Below are 14,486 nucleotides of genomic sequence, written 5' to 3'. Positions count from 1 at the left end.
CGCCGTTCCCTATGGCGGCCTTGCGGCCGGCGGCGCGATCCTGACCGGGCCTCATCTGTTGAGGCGTATCAGGAACATTTCGATGTCCATCCATCCCGCGGCCCGGGCCGCTCAGTTTCTCCTCGGCCTTTCGCGCTCGACGCCGCTTGAGCGCATGCTCGATCTGGCCGGGGCAGGGCCCCTCGATGCGGTCGCCGTGGCCGGACCGCAGGCCGCCGACGCCATGGTCGAGCTTTGGAGAAGGGGCTTTGAGCGTGTGGAGGCGGCCAGGCGCGCCACCTGCAGCTCGGCCGACGAGCGCTGCGATCTGCTGCTCGTCATGGGCTGCCCTGACGTGCAGGGCGCCGATTTCCTGATCGGCGCGGTGCTGGGCATGCTGGCTCCGGGCGGGCGCATTGTCGTGGACGCCGGCCTCATGCTCGGCGCCGATGCGCGGGCCGCGCTTTGCCGCCGGCTGCGCGCCCGCGGGCTCTACATCGCCGACGACGCCAGCCTGTCGGCCGAGCTTCTGGCCGAGCGTCCCGCACTGGCCAGGGCCGCCTGAACACCCTTCGCCTGGCGCAGGTCGCGGCTCGTCCGCGCCGGATGAGGGCAGGGCGGTTCGGGTTCACGCCGAACCGCCCGATCGCCTTTCTGGGGGCCGGGATCCGGCGACCCTAGTCTTCAAATCTTATGGCCGCGCGCACGGGCTCGAACAGCGGCGTTTCACGCTCGCTGATCGCCCACCGGGGATTGAGCCGATACATCGCCTGCAGGGACTGTATCGCTGCTGCGTGATCGCCCATCGTCATCTGAAGCCTGGCCGCGCGACGTCTGACCCGGTCCCAATCGCCGCTAAGGGCGATCGCCGCCGCAAGTTCGCCTCTAGCAAGGTCGGGCCGGCCCTGTCGTGCAGCACGCTCGGCTCGCGCCAGAACTTCGTTGGCGCGCCTCAGACTGAAGAGGCGTCGAAGCTCGGGGACCGGCGCGCCCGAGGCGTCCACCCGCAGGTCCACATCGCGCCACCCGCCTTCGCTGTCGCGGACAAGGAGCGCCGCCGACATTCGTCCCGTGGTCTGGCCGCCCGCCGCCTCTCCGGCCTCGAGCGAGGCCAGCAGTCTTTCGGCCAGAGAGCCCCGGGTCGCCCGGAACGCCGCGGTCATGGCGTCCAGCACTTGGGGGCCTGCAAGGCCGTTGCCCTGCACGCTCAAGCCCTCGAGCACTTTATGGCCCGCCCACGGCGAGGCGGCGGCCTTGTCGCCGGTGTAGGCGCTTGCCTGACCGTCGGCGCTGATGACCGCGATCTGCCGCCAGGTCTGATCCTGGCCTTCGAACCCGCCGTCCTCGGCCAGCAAGGTCGCGCGGACATCGTCAGGCGTTCGGCCTTCAGACAGCAGACGCAGGCCCTTTGGGCCGTAGTCGGGATTGGTCTCGAACTGGGTGACGAGGGCCCCGACGCCGGCGCGGGCGTAGGGCACGCTGGCCCCCACGGCCAGATTGTTCGTCGCCACGGCGACGCCGCAGCTTTGATCCTTGTCGCAGGCGATGATCGAGAAGGTCGCCCAGGCGGGACTGGCGACCAGAGCCAGGGCGCCGGCCGCCAGGCCGGCAAGAATTCGATGGGTCACGCGGCCTCCGGGATCGAGGCTGCGGACTTTCACAACCCGTTTGGACGCAGTCACGTGAAAAGGCTGTCATGGACGCGCCCTGGGCGATTCCCCACGCTCCTTGCCGGGCAAGAGATTGAGCGGGTTTGACGCACATCCGGGTGATCGCCGCCCACATTTGGTGCGCTGCACAACGCCAGCGCCGCAAATTGAGGCGCAGCGCCTTTGTCTGACGAAATCATGACGGCCTGTGGATGAACCACGTGTGGTCAATTCAAAACGCTGCGTCGTGCTCGTTGGGGTGCGCGGAGGGCGCGACCTCATGAGGGGAACATCGCATGAAGCAGTCCAAAGCGTTCAAGTGGTTGATGTTTGGCGCCAGCGCGTACGGGGCGCTGCTGGCCAGTACGGCTTACGCTCAGGAGGCCACCGGGGAAGCGGCCGTTGAGGAGATCATTGTCACCGGCTCGCGCATCGCGCGCCAGGACTATGTGGCCAACAGCCCGATCGTCTCGGTGGGCCAGGCCGCCATCGAGGCCACCGGTCAGGTGACGGTGGAAAAGGCGCTGTCGCAGATGCCGCAGTTCAGCGGCTCCTTCGGTCAGGGCAACACCGGCTCCACCAGCACCGGCCTGAACGGCGGTCAGTCCTACGCCAGCCTTCGCGGCCTGGGCGCCAAGCGAACCTTGATCCTGCTGGATGGTCGTCGCCTGCAGCCGTCCAACCCGGACGGCTCGGTCGACCTGAACATCATTCCAGAAGCCCTGATCGAGAACGTCGAGGTCATCACCGGCGGCGCGTCCACCGCCTACGGCTCGGACGCCACCGCAGGCGTCGTGAACTTCCGCCTGCGCCGCAACTTCGACGGCCTGATGATCGACACCCAGTACGGCACTTCGGAGAAGGGTGACGGCGAGTCCTTCAAGATCTCGATCACCGGCGGCTCGACCTTCGCCGACGACAAGGGCCGGGCGGTCCTGTCCTTCGACTACACCAACCGGGACCGCGCCCTGCAGGCGTCGCGCGACTACTACATCTTCCGCACCTCGGCTCCGGGCCTGTCGACCATCCCGCAGGGCACGGTGCTGTTCGGCGCCAACCTTCCGACGCTGGCCTCGGTGAACTCGGTGTTCGTGGGGACATACGGAACCCCGGCGCTGACCGGCAACGCCGCCGGCCGCTACACCGGCCAGATCGGCTTCAACACCGACCAGACCCTGTTCTCCACCGCCGGCGTTCCGGTCCGCAACTTCCGCGATCCGCAGACGGACGAGGCCTATATCGTCAACGCCAATGCCGCCGGCACCAGCCAGCAGATCAACTTTGGCTATAACGGCGGCTCCCTGCAGTCCGACCTCGACCGCTACTCGGTGTTCGGCAAGGTCGACTATGAGCTGACCGACAAGCTGCGGGTGTTCTCGCAGTTCACCTTCACCGACTATGTGTCGGTGGGCGTCACCAACCCGACCTTGGCCTCCAACGTCTATGGCCTGACCGTTCCGGTCTCCAACCCGTACGTCCCGGCGGACTTCCGCACCATCCTGGCCTCTCGCCCGACGCCCGGCGCGGACTTCACCTACTACAAGGCCTTCAGCATCCTGGGTCCGCGGATCCAGAAGTACAGCTACGACGTCTTCCAGCTGATCAACGGCATCGACGGGGAAGTCGGCTTCAAGGACTGGACCTGGAACGCCTACGGCTCCTACAGCAAGGCCAAGTTCGACAACGAACAGCGTGGCGGCGCCAGCGCCAGCGCCGTGGCGCGCCTGCTCTACAGCCCCACCGGCGGCGCCGAGCTTTGCGCCGGCGGCTTCAATCCGTTCGGCAACCTGACGCCCTCCAACGAGTGCATCAACTACATCACCCGCCGCACCCTGAACCAGAACAGCCTGGAGCAGCGGATGGTGGAAGCCAACCTGCAGGGCGGGGCCTTCAGCCTGCCGGCCGGCGAGGTGCGCTTCGCCATCGGCGCCGACTACCGCTCCAACGAGTACACCTTCACCCCCGACAGCCAACTCAACATGCCCGGCGGGGTGAGCGACGTGCTGGGCTACAGCGTCCTTCGCGACGCCGGCGGCTCGGTGGACACCTATGAAGCCTACGGCGAAGTCCTGGTCCCGATCCTCAAAGACCTGCCGTTCATCGCCGAGCTGAACACCAACCTGGGCTACCGCTTCTCCGACTACAGCTCGGTCGGTTCGGTCCACACCTACAAGGCCGACTTCGACTGGAAGATCATCGACGCGGTGCGTCTGCGCGGCGGCTACAACCGCGCCATCCGCGCCCCCAGCGTCGGCGAGCTGTTCGCGCCGGTCTCCACCGGATCGGTGGCCATCGGCACGGCGTCGGCGACCACGGTCAACGGCGATCCTTGCGATGTGCGCTCGTCCTACCGCAACGGTCCGGATGCGGCGCGAGTGATCGCGCTCTGCTCGGCCCAAGGCGTCCCGGGCGCGATTATGGGCAGCTACCAGCTGGGCACCGCCCAGGTGTTCGCCCTGACCGGAGGCAACCCCGACCTGCAGGAAGAAACCGCCGACACCTACTCGTTCGGCGCCGTGCTTCGCTCGCCGTTCGAGAGCCCCTGGCTGTCGCGCCTCAGCGCCTCGGTCGACTGGTACAGCATCAAGGTCAAGGACGCCGTCGGCAGCCTCTCGATCGCCAACGCCTTCCAGTACTGCTTCAACTCCGGCGGCAACAACCCCAGCTACGATCCGAGCAACTACTACTGCTCGCTGATCACCCGCAATCCGGCCAGCGGCGTGCCGCTGAACCCGGTGCAGCCGCTGCTGAACCTGGGCCAGTTCCAGACCACGGGCGTCGACATGCAGGTGGACTGGAGCGTCGATTTTGATCAGGTGGGCCTGGGCAACCTCGGCACCCTGTCGATCAACGTGGCGCTCGGTTATCTCGACAGCTTCAAGATCCAGCAGCTGCCGACGGCTCCGACTTACGACTATGCCGGCAGCCATGGTCAGGCGGTCGAGGCCAGCGCCGGCACGGCTCACCCCGAGTGGAAGTCGGTGACCAGCGTCGGCTATCGGTGGGGTCCGGCCAGCCTTGGCCTGCGCTGGCGCCATATCGACTCGATGATCAACTCGGCCAAGATCGTCACTCCGGCCAGCACCTCGCGCGGCGTGAAGTCCTATGACGCGTTCGACCTGAACGCCAACGTGGACCTGCCGTACGAGATCGACATGCGCTTCGGGGTCAACAACCTGTTCGACAAGGCGCCGCCCCAGGTGGGCGACACCGAGGGCAACTACGATCCGCAGAACTATGACGTGATGGGCCGCTCCTACTATATCGGCCTGCGCCGCAAGTTCTGATCGCATCCATCGACGTGACGCCCCTCGGGGCGTCCTGAAACGACAAGAGGGGTCGGCGGCGCGCGATGCGTCGCCGGCCGTTTTTCGTGCGGATGCGTCCCGCGGACGTGCAGAAATGGACGCGCGGCGTGCAGCCTTCAGCGCCGTCCGCGCCGAAATCGGCGCGAACTTGCCGGTTGCGCGCCGGCTCACACATTTTGTGGCGTTGAATGCGCGCTGTTGCTCCGGCGCCGCTTGTTGTGCCGCGCCCGCCTTCTCCAAGCTTGCCGTGAAATGAGCTTCGGAGCTTTGCGATGGCCAAGGATGCACCCAAACCGCGGCGCTACTGGGTGAACAAGGAGCAGCCGATCTCCATCGGCCTGCGCCTGGAGGCGGACGAGGTCGCGCTTTTGGACCGGGCCTGCCTGGACAGCGGTTTGAAACGCGCGACCTGGGTCCGCGGCTGCGTGATGCGTGTCCTGGCCGGAGCGCCTTGTTTTCCGCACGACCAGGCGCTTGCGCTCGTTCAGATCCGAATGGAGCTTCGCCGCATCGGTGTTGCGATCCGCATGCTCGCAGCCAGGGCGCAGACGATCCACGCTGCGGAAGCCTGCATCGACAATGCGCGCGCCTACCACCTGGAAATCCGAGCGCAGCTGTGCGCCGTACGCGATGCGGTGAGGGGCAACCTCGCCTATTGGGAAGCCGACGATGGCCGATGACCGCGTCCCTCGAGGCTTCGAAGACGATTGGCGCTCGCTCCTGCAGCCGCGACGGTACGCGGACGGCCGATTGATGCTTACATCCAGGCTGCGCGGCCTCCTTCACAGGTCCACGAGTACGGCTCCCTCTACGGTCTTCAAGAAAACCGGCGGCAGCCTGACAGGGGCGCGGTTGCACGCGCATCTCAGGTACATATCGCGCGGCGGCGAACTGGAGCTGGAAGGCCGTGACGGCGAAAGGCTTCACGGCCGCGACGCCATCAAGGAGGCCGCCGTCGATTGGGCCGCGGACGATCTTCAAACGGGCAAGGTCGGCCAGATCGCCAAATCCTACGTTGTCTCCTATCCGGATGATCGTGACCGCGAGGCGGTCTATCGGGCGGGCAGGGCCCTTGCGAGAAGCCTCTTTGCGGCTAACCACGAGTACTTGCTGGTCCCGCACCGCGACACGGCCCATCCCCACATCCATATCGCTGTGCGCGCGCTCGGCGATGACGGCTCCAGGTTGCGTCCGGACGATGCCACATACGAGCGTTGGCGCGCCTCATGGCCCGAACACCTGCACAGCGAGGGATTACCGGCTGTCACCAGTCCGCGATGGACGAGAGGTCTCGTTCAACGCGGTGGTTGCTCGATGGCCATGTGGCGGCTCGAAGCCGAGTATCTGGACGGCGGCGCGCCGCCTCGCGTGCTCGTCAGCGCCGCAGATCGAGCGCTCGAGGAGGCCCGAGGTCGAAGCTATACGGACCAGCCCTGGATACCGGCGATCCACGCGCGGCACGATGCGCTGCGAAGGACCTACAGGGACGCTGCATTCGAACTCTCGCGCAGCCCCGACCCCGCCGACCGTCAGCTCGGCCGGCGTGTCGCAGCCTTGGAGCATCAGTTCGGCGAACCCATAACGCGACGCACGGAACTCGTGAGAGCCGCAGAAGACCGAGTGCGGGTGGAACAACTGGAGGCGTGGCTCAAACGCGATCGACAAGAGCGGACGCTCGATCGCGATTTGGACCTATCGCGTTAGAGGCTGGCCGCATTAGTGGCCTGGGCCGCGGTCGAAACGCGTCCCGCCGCCCAGGAAATCAAGGCGTGAACCTCCGGCTCATCTTGCGGATCGATCAAGGCCGCTGCGACCTTAAGGGTCGCCCCGATCTCAGAGAGCTTATCCGGTCGATGCCTCGCCAGCTCCGCTAAAAGCCCGCGACTCTCCTCGATCGACGATGAAAGCCGATCAGAAATTGCCGACAGCAGGCGGCCCTCCGGCAGATCGTCGGCTTCCGCCAGCCTCAGGCCGGCCTTGTCGAGCCACAGGCAAAGACTCTCCTCGTGCCTGCCGTAGTCGAGGTGTAGCTGCTCACGCTCAGCATGGAGAGCGAGCAGCCGATCACAAAGCATCACGACAGAGTGGGATGCGGCTGTCATTGTGCTGCTGCCCGGACTTCGAGCGCGGAGGTGATCTGCCGAATAAGCCGGTGGGCCTCCTCATTCTCGGCGGGGTGGACGAGTTCAGCCAAAATCTGCAGACACGCCATGATCCCGCCCGGCGTCGTCGCCGGCTGACGCAAAAGGCGTTCCAGCAGGCGCTCGTTTCTTTTGCCGAGCTTGGCGATCCGTCTGTCGAGCGCCTCCATGAGCTGGCCGGCGGGATGATCGGCTCGCTCGCGATCGCTCAGTGCGAACCAATTGTAGCTTTTGGCCATGAAGGCCTCAGTTGCGGCCCATACATCTTCGAGCCGATGCCGTTCTCTTTCGATGACAAGCCAGCGCAGGGCGACGCCGTGGGCACGGTCATCGACGCTGTCCGGCTGCACAGAAGACAAGCCGATAGGACGCGGGAGGTCGGCTCCCGTCTTAAGACGTGAGGTCATGGGCGCGACTCAGTATGCTGGCGTTAGATTGAAGACTCGATAGAGCGTTCAAAAGTAGCATATGAATTCTAAAGTAGCAATAACTGCCGCGCAAATTCGTGCTGCTCGCGCCCTTCTTGGCTGGAGCGGGCTTGAGCTCGCGCGCAGTTCCGCGGTGTCGCTTGCGACCATCCGGAGGATGGAGAGTGGTAGTGGACCGGAAAAGAGTTCGGCTGCCAATGTGGCAGCTGTCCGCCGCGCCCTAGAGGATGCCGGGGTGGTGTTTGTCGCTACAGATGAAGATACCGGAGCTGGCGTGCGGCTGAGAAAGTAACTTTGCAGCCGCTAAAATTCGGTACTGGCTACAAGCGAAGGCTCAGCATGCACTTTGCAATAGTTGACCTGCTCTCAAAGAAGGGCGCGACAATCCTTGAGGTATAGGAACTACGTCAGCCTCGTCCGCGGCGCACGAGGCGCAGAATCACTAGAACCACAACACCCGCCAGCAGAATGACGGAGAGCGTCTCCAATGGGCCGTCGCTCAAGAGAGCAGCGAGCAGGGCGAAGGCCGTCACCGCGCCGAGCACCCCGGGGATCAGCAAAGGCCGAAGCGGATAGGACCTCATGCGACGGCCTCCACGCCATGGGCGGTCTTGAGCCGCTCGAGCCGCCCGGTGTCGCCGGACTTGCGAAGCCAAAGGACCACGCCGCTCACTAGGATGGCGATGACCAGCAGGTCGAAGAGCGCCCAGATGAACTTGAGAGCCAGCCCGCCATAATTGCCGAAGTGCAACGGCTGGCTGAGGAGGAGGGCGGTGATGTACCACGGAGCCTTCGGCTGCGCCGTCAGCCGGCCGCTCGCCGCATCGATCAGTACAGGCCGATAGAGCTGGGCGGTCAGGGGGCTCGTACCCGACATGAAGACGCCGTAGTGGTGGTCGCCGCTATAGCCGGTGCCCGGCCAGGAGACAAAGGCGGGGCGCATGCCGGGCTCCGCAGCCTTCGCCGTCTCGATCGCCTGATGCACCGAGGCGAGCTTGGAGGGGAGGGGGCGGCCCTCGTACTTTGCCGCGAACGCCGAGACAGCATCGGCCTGCCAAGCCGACTGCAGGGGGCCTGCGATTGTGTTGAAGGCGCCGGTGACGCCGACGGTCAGGACCCAGACGATGCTGGCCGCGCCCAGCAGATTGTGCAGATCGAGCCAGGCGAGACGCCGGCTGCGGTCGGTCCGAAAAACACCGAACGGCTGCTTCTTCATGAACGGGGCGTAGAGCACGACGCCGGACACCGTGGAGACCACGAACAGCAGCCCCATGACGCCGAGGAACAGATAGCCGACCAAACCGCCGTAGAGGTCAGTGTGGAGACGCAAGAGCACGTACATGAAGCCGGTGTTGAACTGCGGCGCCTCCATGTCCCGGGCGGTGTGGCTGTCCATGACCACGGTGTTCATCTTCGGCGCGGGGGTGGAGGGCTCGGCGCCAAGATTGACGTAGACGCCGGTTGAGTGTGGATCCCAGCCGAAGAAGAGCGGCACGTCCGCAGGGTACTTGGCGTTGGCCGTGGCGACGAGGTCGTCGACATTGAGCGGCTTAGAGCCGGCCGACGGCGGCGCAGGTTCGACTGCCGAGCCCGTTAGATGTCCGATCTCCTCGCTGAAGATCAGCGGCAGGCCGGTGACGCAAAGCAGCAGCAGAAAGAGGGTGCAGAGGAGGCTCGTCCACTTGTGGACCCAGAACCAGCTTCTGAGCGTGCCGTGCTTCATGAACCCTCTGATCGATCGCCGATGACAGCGACATTGCGGCCGTGGCCCAGGAAGCGTCGCTCAAGGCTTCTAAGGCCCATAAAGAACGCGTCGCAAGTGCAAGAAATGGGGGGCGGCTGCTAAAACGGGTGGCGGCTCTCGTTACGGCGACCACAAGTCGATAGACTGCCGCGATGACGGCGTCGCAATCCCTCGCAGCCTGGCTCGAACTTGGCCGCGCCCAGACCGAGGCGCTCACGCCGTATCTTGATCCCGCTCATAATCTGAGAAACATACTCAATGTCGTCCGCGAGATCGAAGCGCGTGTCGAGCCTGATCCTGTTGTCCAGGCGGCCTTGAGCATCGTTGCAGACGCTGTGGACGACCTTCGCGCCAGAATCGAGGTGCGCTCGTTCGTCACCAGTGTGGAGGGCGACAAAGATGCGGTTCTGCGAGCCTTCGACCAACTTGAAATGGTGCTGCAGACCGCGCGCCTCAGGTCGACGCTGAGCCTATCTCACCTGTCAACTTGAGCCAGGGGGACGTCGGCTTCCGGCTCAAAGCTGCCGTCTGGAGCGTCCGCTTGTCGGCGAGCGATTTGGCCCGCTTCGCTATCGAGAACCTTGAGAAGCACCGACCAATGAATAAGCCGTTCGACCTTCTCGCTCAGTTCGCGCGGCGCTCCGGCGGACTTACAGACAGTAGTGAATTGTGAGCAAGGGGGCTTAGAGCTCTGCCTTCGGCGAGCGTTGAGAGCTTGAAGTTGAGGTCTTTTAGGTCTTCCCGTTTCGCGATAGCCTTTCAAGGAGGGAGGCCAAAATCTTGAGGGAAGAGGCGCAAGAACTCGCCCAGCTGGCTCAGCTGGCTGTTTACCTGACAAAGCCTGAGACTGGGTTTGATGATGTTATCAACCCCGCCGCCGGCATTTCGACCAAGCCGCACTACTCGAGCCGAGAGTTCGAGGTGGACGGCGTCAAATGCCGCTTCGTCTACTTTGAGAGCACGACGGCGAAAACCACGCCGCCTTGGCTTGAGTTCGTCAACGAACAGTTGGGCGCGGAAGCGGCCCTAGCGTTCGCCGGCAGCAGTCGAAACCCGAATGGCATCCTCTTGATGATGGTCGATGAGCGGCTGTTCGTGGCGGCGTTCGGCCGGAGTGCGGGTGCCGCGATCTCTCGCAAGGTCCTGGAGCTCGACTTTGGCGTTCGCACCGCCATGAACCTCTGTGGGAATGAGCGGGTTCGACAGACACGCACTCAGAACAACTCCATCACGCCGACCCACATCGATCGGCAGGTCGCCATGCCGTCGGAACCGCTGGTTCTGGGGCTGAGCGAAGCCGAGGACCTCAGGGCGATCTCGGCGCACCTAAAAGGCGAGAAGAACGTCACGCTTCATGGCAAGGACAGTCTCACGATCAAGGTGCTCGGCGACAGCAAGCTGACCTGGCCATCCTTGATCGCGCGGCTGCGCAAGTTTCTGGTCGCTTACCCCAGCCGCGACTTCGCGGAGCTGTTTCCCAACTATCGAAACTTCACCGCGGCGACCGATGAGGAGGCGGCGGCCTTGGACGAGCTGCTGGTGGCGAGGCTCCGGACAGGCGACCTCGATGGTGTCCAGCTATGGGTGCCAGAGATCATCCAGGACGACGAGTTCAGCTTCGCCTACTCGGCGAGCGATAAGCGTGACAACCCGGTGTACGCCTACCTTGAAGCGTCCCAGCTCGCCGTGGAGCTCAAGCTCGACAAGCTCACGCTGACCCGCCTGCATTCAAAGCGCATCTACGCTTACTCCCATCTGTCCAGTCGGATCATGGAGAGCAAGTTTTGGTCGGTCTACGAGTGTCTCCTGACTGAGCAGAGTTTGAGCGGTGAGTATTACCTGCTCAGCGCCGGTCGCTGGCAGAAAGTCGATCGCGATTTCCACGCGGCTGTCATCAATTTCGTCCGTGACCAGGTCCGCGAGGAGCCGTGCGAAGCGCTGTATCGGGGCATCGCCATCGCAGACATGGCGGACTCAAAGAACAAGGAAGAGCTGTTCAACACCGAGGCGTGTCGGCGTCGGGCCGAGAGCGTCCTCTTTGATCGGTCGAAGCTACAAATTGGTCGGGGGCGCAAGGATAAGGAATTCTGCGACCTGCTGGATATGACCGACGACGGCGCGATCCGCATCGTCAACTGCAAGCCGTTAAAGGGTTCGTCAGCCCTCAACTACCTTTTCGCTCAGACGCAGCTCTATTGTGAGGCCTTCCTGACGGACGCGACTTTCCTCGGGGATATTCGGGCGCACATCAAGGCGTCCGGCAACGCGAGAACACAGGCGTATCTTGACGCCATCTCTGCCGATCCTAGGGAGGTGAGGGGACAGGATTACCGTGTTTGTCTCTGGTTGCTCTACGACGACAAGCTGCCGGAGCCGACGCGCATGGACTTGCCGCTGATCGCGCAGTTCGGGCTAAAGTTGATGCACGACCGGCTTCGCACGGTCTGCAAGTTTCAGGACATTGTGCTGCGGTTTGTGCCCGTGAAGATGGTGAACTTCAAAAGCATGAAGTCGATGAAGGCGGCGGCTTGAGCAAAGCGGCGAAGGCGCTTGGTGCGCGAGTGGAGCGAGCCTTCGAGATCAAGCTTCGGGAAGACCTGCTCGGCGTCGCCGAACGGCACTACGTGCGAGAGGCTTCAGCGTATGCTTTCTGGCGGTGAGCCACCGGCACCTAATGGCGCCAGTTCGCCGATGGGTGAGGGAGCGCTCCTGGCGCGAAGCCACCAACAGGCGAGGGGCGTTTAGTGGTGCATTGGGGGCCGCGGTCGGCCATTTGGACACAAGCAACTACACGCATTCCCATGGTTGCCTAAAGGCAAGCTTCGCCGCAAATGAGGAGATCACAGGGAGCGCGAGAGTGGGAGTATCAACCAAAGTGGCGGCGATTTTCCGGAATACGCACCGTGTCGAGGCAGTAGGTCTGCTCCTCATACTAGCCGCGGCCGGGTGGCAACTCTTCCTGGAAGACCCGGTCGTTGGTGAGGTGCCACATGGCTACTTCGTGACCTTGAACGAGCAACTACTGATGATCTGGCAGGCCATCGGTGCCGAAAGCTCCGTTCAGCATGTCCAGGAGAATAGGCAACGCTTCTGGGAAGTGCATGAGTGGGGCGACCCCGAGGTGTGGAATCTCCAAGGATTCGCACTCGTGCGGGGCGTTCTGTTTGTTCTTGGCAGCGTCCTTGTGATCGTCGCGAAATGGTCGACGCCACCAACACAATAGGTCACGCCTGAGAAGCATCCACTGGATTAGTCCGAAGTTCTCGGCTGAAACGGAGATGTACCAAGCTCCTTGAGGAGACTAGAGCGAGTTTCCTTGGCAAGTTAAAGCGCGCTTTGAGACACCACGGATGCAGGCTAGGTCCAGAAAGCGATCGGCAATTATACGGAATGCCGCGTCCGAAAGTCTGTCTTCCGGCCAGACCCGAATGTCCGCACCTGGCACCCAGCGGAAGGGAGAGCACCTCGTTCACACCGAGGTGGTCCCTGGTGCGCGAAGGTCCAGTTTGCGCCCGAGCTCAATGGCCGAACGTGGCGCTGAGCGAGCGACTTGAACGGCCTGATCTGGCGCGAAGCCACCAGCAGGCGAGGGGCGCTAACGGCTCTATCTTGGACCTTTGGAAGGTCCGCTCCCTGGCAGCGTTGTCCACGTGTAAAGCCGAGGCCTGACTCAGCGCGTGAGTGAGCTTGAGACGTGGGAACACACAGCGTTTCTGGAGCCGCCATGCGACTGTATCGGCAAGGCTTCGCCTCCGTTCACGGAACATCGCACGCCATGCGGCCCCCAATTAAAGGCCAGTCCATGGAGTTGTCCGGGGGCGAGATGGTTCAGATCCGTCGTCATGGTCATTCGTCCCAGGTCCGGGTGAACCACCTCAAAGCGCACATTGTTGTGGTAGCTCTGCCAAATGAAGAGCTGGCTTCGACCGTCGTCAGAGCAGTGCTGAAAAAGGTACTTTCCTGATTGGGATTGAAGACCTGCATCTATGCCGAAGTGCAAGAAGATTGTTCCGGTAGGAAGAACGCTGAACTTGCCGTCTGGCAATGCCGACAGATCGACTTCCTGAGCCCTGGCGAGAGAGATGGCACCGTCGACGGCGCCAATTATCTTGAAGTCAGTCGGAAGTGCGTGAGACGCCGCGAAGTTCGGGATCACGACTTGGAAGTGCCTTACCGGATAGCCGCCATCTGGAACGTTGGTCTCAACGAACCTTCCACTTATGACGATGGCGGCAACGTGAGGCCGCCGAGAGAGGGTGTTCTCAAGTTCAGCTAGGCTACGATCGACCACTGACAAAAAGTGCGAGGGATCACGATACGGAACGAGCAGATGAACAACGCCAGCCTGGCCCCTCGGCAGCTGCTCGGATGCTTCCCTGAAGCGCTTCAACAAGCGCTTAGTCTGATCCGCATCCGGCGCGTAGCGTTCGGCGTATAGGATTGAGACCTTCTTTATCCACCCCGTTTCCTCATCGACTTGTGTATCGATCCAGCTGGGCTTCCCCGCAGGCGCGTTGAATTGCGTCCCGGGCGGAAATTGACCCCCTTCCGCACCGATACGCTCAATACGGACTTCGCAGCCAGCGTCTTCGCCGGAGTGCAGAAGTGGAAAGTTGCCAAGAAGCTCCACCACTAGCTTGCAAAGTGGAGAGACATCATCGGCCTCAAGCCGGCGATGAGCTCGAAACCTGATCGAAAAGCTTGCAGGCTGCCTTTCCAGCTTCTCGGCGGTTCGCCGTAGCAACTCCGTCCAAACGCGATCTTCACGCCGGACATCGTCCAGGAGGGCTTTGCATTCTAGGTGGACGTCAGGCCGGCCCGAACTCCGCGAAACCAAGTCCGGTGTACGCACTCCGTGTTGGACTGACTCCGGAAGGAACGCGATCGGGACATCGCGTTCGCGATATGCGGAGTGCGTCTGCGCTTCAAAGGCGGTCGAATAAAACTGCTCGTCGTCGCGCAAGCGCTCTACCACATCGGGAAACTCGGGATCATTTGAAGCTGTCGACAATGCTTGCAGCGTGTCGAGTAGGAAGTAAGCTTGCTCGGAGAGCTGAAAGACGCCTGCGCGCTTGGATAGCTCCGCACCTCTGGTGAGTTCATCCCACGCGACGGCAAACGGGTGGGCCAGCTCCCTTAGGCGAACGTGCTCCGCCAAATTGGCGTGCTTCGTGGAATCATAGCCTCCACGTAAGTCTTCAAACAGCTTTGAACTGAGCATCATGGTCATGCTCGGG

General features: G+C 63.2%; 13 protein-coding genes. 7 read left to right on the top strand and 6 right to left on the bottom strand.

Features of this window, described 5'->3' with window-relative positions; all coding sequences use genetic code 11:
• The first annotated feature begins 82 nt into the window (after nucleotides 1-82).
• Nucleotides 83-544 carry a hypothetical protein gene (locus P7B02_RS11540; protein ID WP_277786489.1) on the top strand — a complete coding sequence of 154 codons (462 nt, stop codon included), beginning with the start codon at nucleotides 83-85 and terminating at the stop codon, nucleotides 542-544.
• 112 nt (nucleotides 545-656) lie between these two features.
• On the opposite strand, the gene P7B02_RS11535 is transcribed toward P7B02_RS11540, so the two are convergent.
• A complete protein-coding gene (locus tag P7B02_RS11535; protein WP_277786488.1) occupies nucleotides 657-1,607 on the bottom strand; it encodes a DUF1028 domain-containing protein in 951 nt (316 codons plus the stop codon).
• A 317-nt stretch (nucleotides 1,608-1,924) separates the two neighbouring features.
• Between P7B02_RS11535 and P7B02_RS11530 the strand changes: the two genes are divergently transcribed.
• From P7B02_RS11530 to P7B02_RS11520, 3 genes are all read left to right on the top strand, one after another.
• The gene (locus P7B02_RS11530) at nucleotides 1,925-4,915 is read left to right on the top strand and encodes a TonB-dependent receptor domain-containing protein (RefSeq protein WP_277786487.1); all 2,991 of its coding nucleotides are present in this window, start codon (nucleotides 1,925-1,927) and stop codon (nucleotides 4,913-4,915) included.
• 293 nt (nucleotides 4,916-5,208) lie between these two features.
• Entirely contained in the window at nucleotides 5,209-5,616 is a 408-nt protein-coding gene (locus P7B02_RS11525; protein WP_277786486.1) for a hypothetical protein, read from the top strand.
• 172 nt (nucleotides 5,617-5,788) lie between these two features.
• On the top strand, nucleotides 5,789-6,640 hold the full coding sequence (locus P7B02_RS11520; RefSeq protein WP_277786485.1) for a relaxase/mobilization nuclease domain-containing protein: 852 nt from the start codon (nucleotides 5,789-5,791) through the stop codon (nucleotides 6,638-6,640).
• On the opposite strand, the gene P7B02_RS11515 is transcribed toward P7B02_RS11520, so the two are convergent.
• The 4 genes from P7B02_RS11515 to P7B02_RS11500 all read right to left on the bottom strand — a co-directional run bounded on the left by P7B02_RS11515 (nucleotide 6,637) and on the right by P7B02_RS11500 (nucleotide 9,228).
• Entirely contained in the window at nucleotides 6,637-7,038 is a 402-nt protein-coding gene (locus P7B02_RS11515) for a hypothetical protein (RefSeq protein ID WP_277786484.1), read from the bottom strand. The genes P7B02_RS11520 and P7B02_RS11515 overlap by 4 nt on opposite strands.
• The gene (locus tag P7B02_RS11510; protein ID WP_277786483.1) at nucleotides 7,035-7,484 is read right to left on the bottom strand and encodes a hypothetical protein; all 450 of its coding nucleotides are present in this window, start codon (nucleotides 7,482-7,484) and stop codon (nucleotides 7,035-7,037) included. Before P7B02_RS11510 ends, P7B02_RS11515 begins: the two co-directional genes overlap by 4 nt.
• Before the next feature lie 428 nt (nucleotides 7,485-7,912).
• Entirely contained in the window at nucleotides 7,913-8,089 is a 177-nt protein-coding gene (locus P7B02_RS11505) for a hypothetical protein (RefSeq protein ID WP_277786482.1), read from the bottom strand.
• On the bottom strand, nucleotides 8,086-9,228 hold the full coding sequence (locus tag P7B02_RS11500) for a PepSY-associated TM helix domain-containing protein (RefSeq protein ID WP_277786481.1): 1,143 nt from the start codon (nucleotides 9,226-9,228) through the stop codon (nucleotides 8,086-8,088). Before P7B02_RS11500 ends, P7B02_RS11505 begins: the two co-directional genes overlap by 4 nt.
• 173 nt (nucleotides 9,229-9,401) lie before the next feature.
• Here P7B02_RS11500 and P7B02_RS11495 point away from each other — a divergent pair, with 173 nt between their 5' ends.
• The 3 genes from P7B02_RS11495 (at nucleotide 9,402) to P7B02_RS11485 (ending at nucleotide 12,472) form a co-directional block, all read left to right on the top strand.
• Nucleotides 9,402-9,740, top strand: a complete 339-nt coding sequence (locus tag P7B02_RS11495) for a hypothetical protein (RefSeq protein WP_277786480.1) — start codon at nucleotides 9,402-9,404, stop codon at nucleotides 9,738-9,740.
• A 289-nt stretch (nucleotides 9,741-10,029) separates the two neighbouring features.
• Nucleotides 10,030-11,781, top strand: coding sequence for a DUF6119 family protein (locus P7B02_RS11490; protein WP_277786479.1), 1,752 nt, complete (start codon nucleotides 10,030-10,032; stop codon nucleotides 11,779-11,781).
• 343 nt (nucleotides 11,782-12,124) lie between these two features.
• Entirely contained in the window at nucleotides 12,125-12,472 is a 348-nt protein-coding gene (locus P7B02_RS11485) for a hypothetical protein (RefSeq protein WP_277786478.1), read from the top strand.
• A 447-nt stretch (nucleotides 12,473-12,919) separates the two neighbouring features.
• On the opposite strand, the gene P7B02_RS11480 is transcribed toward P7B02_RS11485, so the two are convergent.
• Nucleotides 12,920-14,479, bottom strand: a complete 1,560-nt coding sequence (locus P7B02_RS11480; RefSeq protein ID WP_277786477.1) for a hypothetical protein — start codon at nucleotides 14,477-14,479, stop codon at nucleotides 12,920-12,922.
• Nucleotides 14,480-14,486 lie beyond the last annotated feature (7 nt).

Origin of the sequence: Caulobacter segnis, from assembly GCF_029543125.1 — a bacterium.
Taxonomy (GTDB): Bacteria; Pseudomonadota; Alphaproteobacteria; order Caulobacterales; family Caulobacteraceae; genus Caulobacter; species Caulobacter segnis_D.
Note: the sequence above shows the minus strand (reverse complement) of the source record. Positions and strands in the feature narration are given on the sequence as shown.

Coding starts and splice junctions, on each gene's coding strand:
- P7B02_RS11540 (WP_277786489.1), top strand. CDS start 83: ATGTCCATCCATCCCGCGGCCCGGGCCGCTCAGTTTCTCCTCGGCCTT.
- P7B02_RS11530 (WP_277786487.1), top strand. CDS start 1,925: ATGAAGCAGTCCAAAGCGTTCAAGTGGTTGATGTTTGGCGCCAGCGCG.
- P7B02_RS11525 (WP_277786486.1), top strand. CDS start 5,209: ATGGCCAAGGATGCACCCAAACCGCGGCGCTACTGGGTGAACAAGGAG.
- P7B02_RS11515 (WP_277786484.1), bottom strand. CDS start 7,038: ATGACAGCCGCATCCCACTCTGTCGTGATGCTTTGTGATCGGCTGCTC.
- P7B02_RS11510 (WP_277786483.1), bottom strand. CDS start 7,484: ATGACCTCACGTCTTAAGACGGGAGCCGACCTCCCGCGTCCTATCGGC.
- P7B02_RS11505 (WP_277786482.1), bottom strand. CDS start 8,089: ATGAGGTCCTATCCGCTTCGGCCTTTGCTGATCCCCGGGGTGCTCGGC.
- P7B02_RS11500 (WP_277786481.1), bottom strand. CDS start 9,228: ATGAAGCACGGCACGCTCAGAAGCTGGTTCTGGGTCCACAAGTGGACG.
- P7B02_RS11495 (WP_277786480.1), top strand. CDS start 9,402: ATGACGGCGTCGCAATCCCTCGCAGCCTGGCTCGAACTTGGCCGCGCC.
- P7B02_RS11480 (WP_277786477.1), bottom strand. CDS start 14,479: ATGACCATGATGCTCAGTTCAAAGCTGTTTGAAGACTTACGTGGAGGC.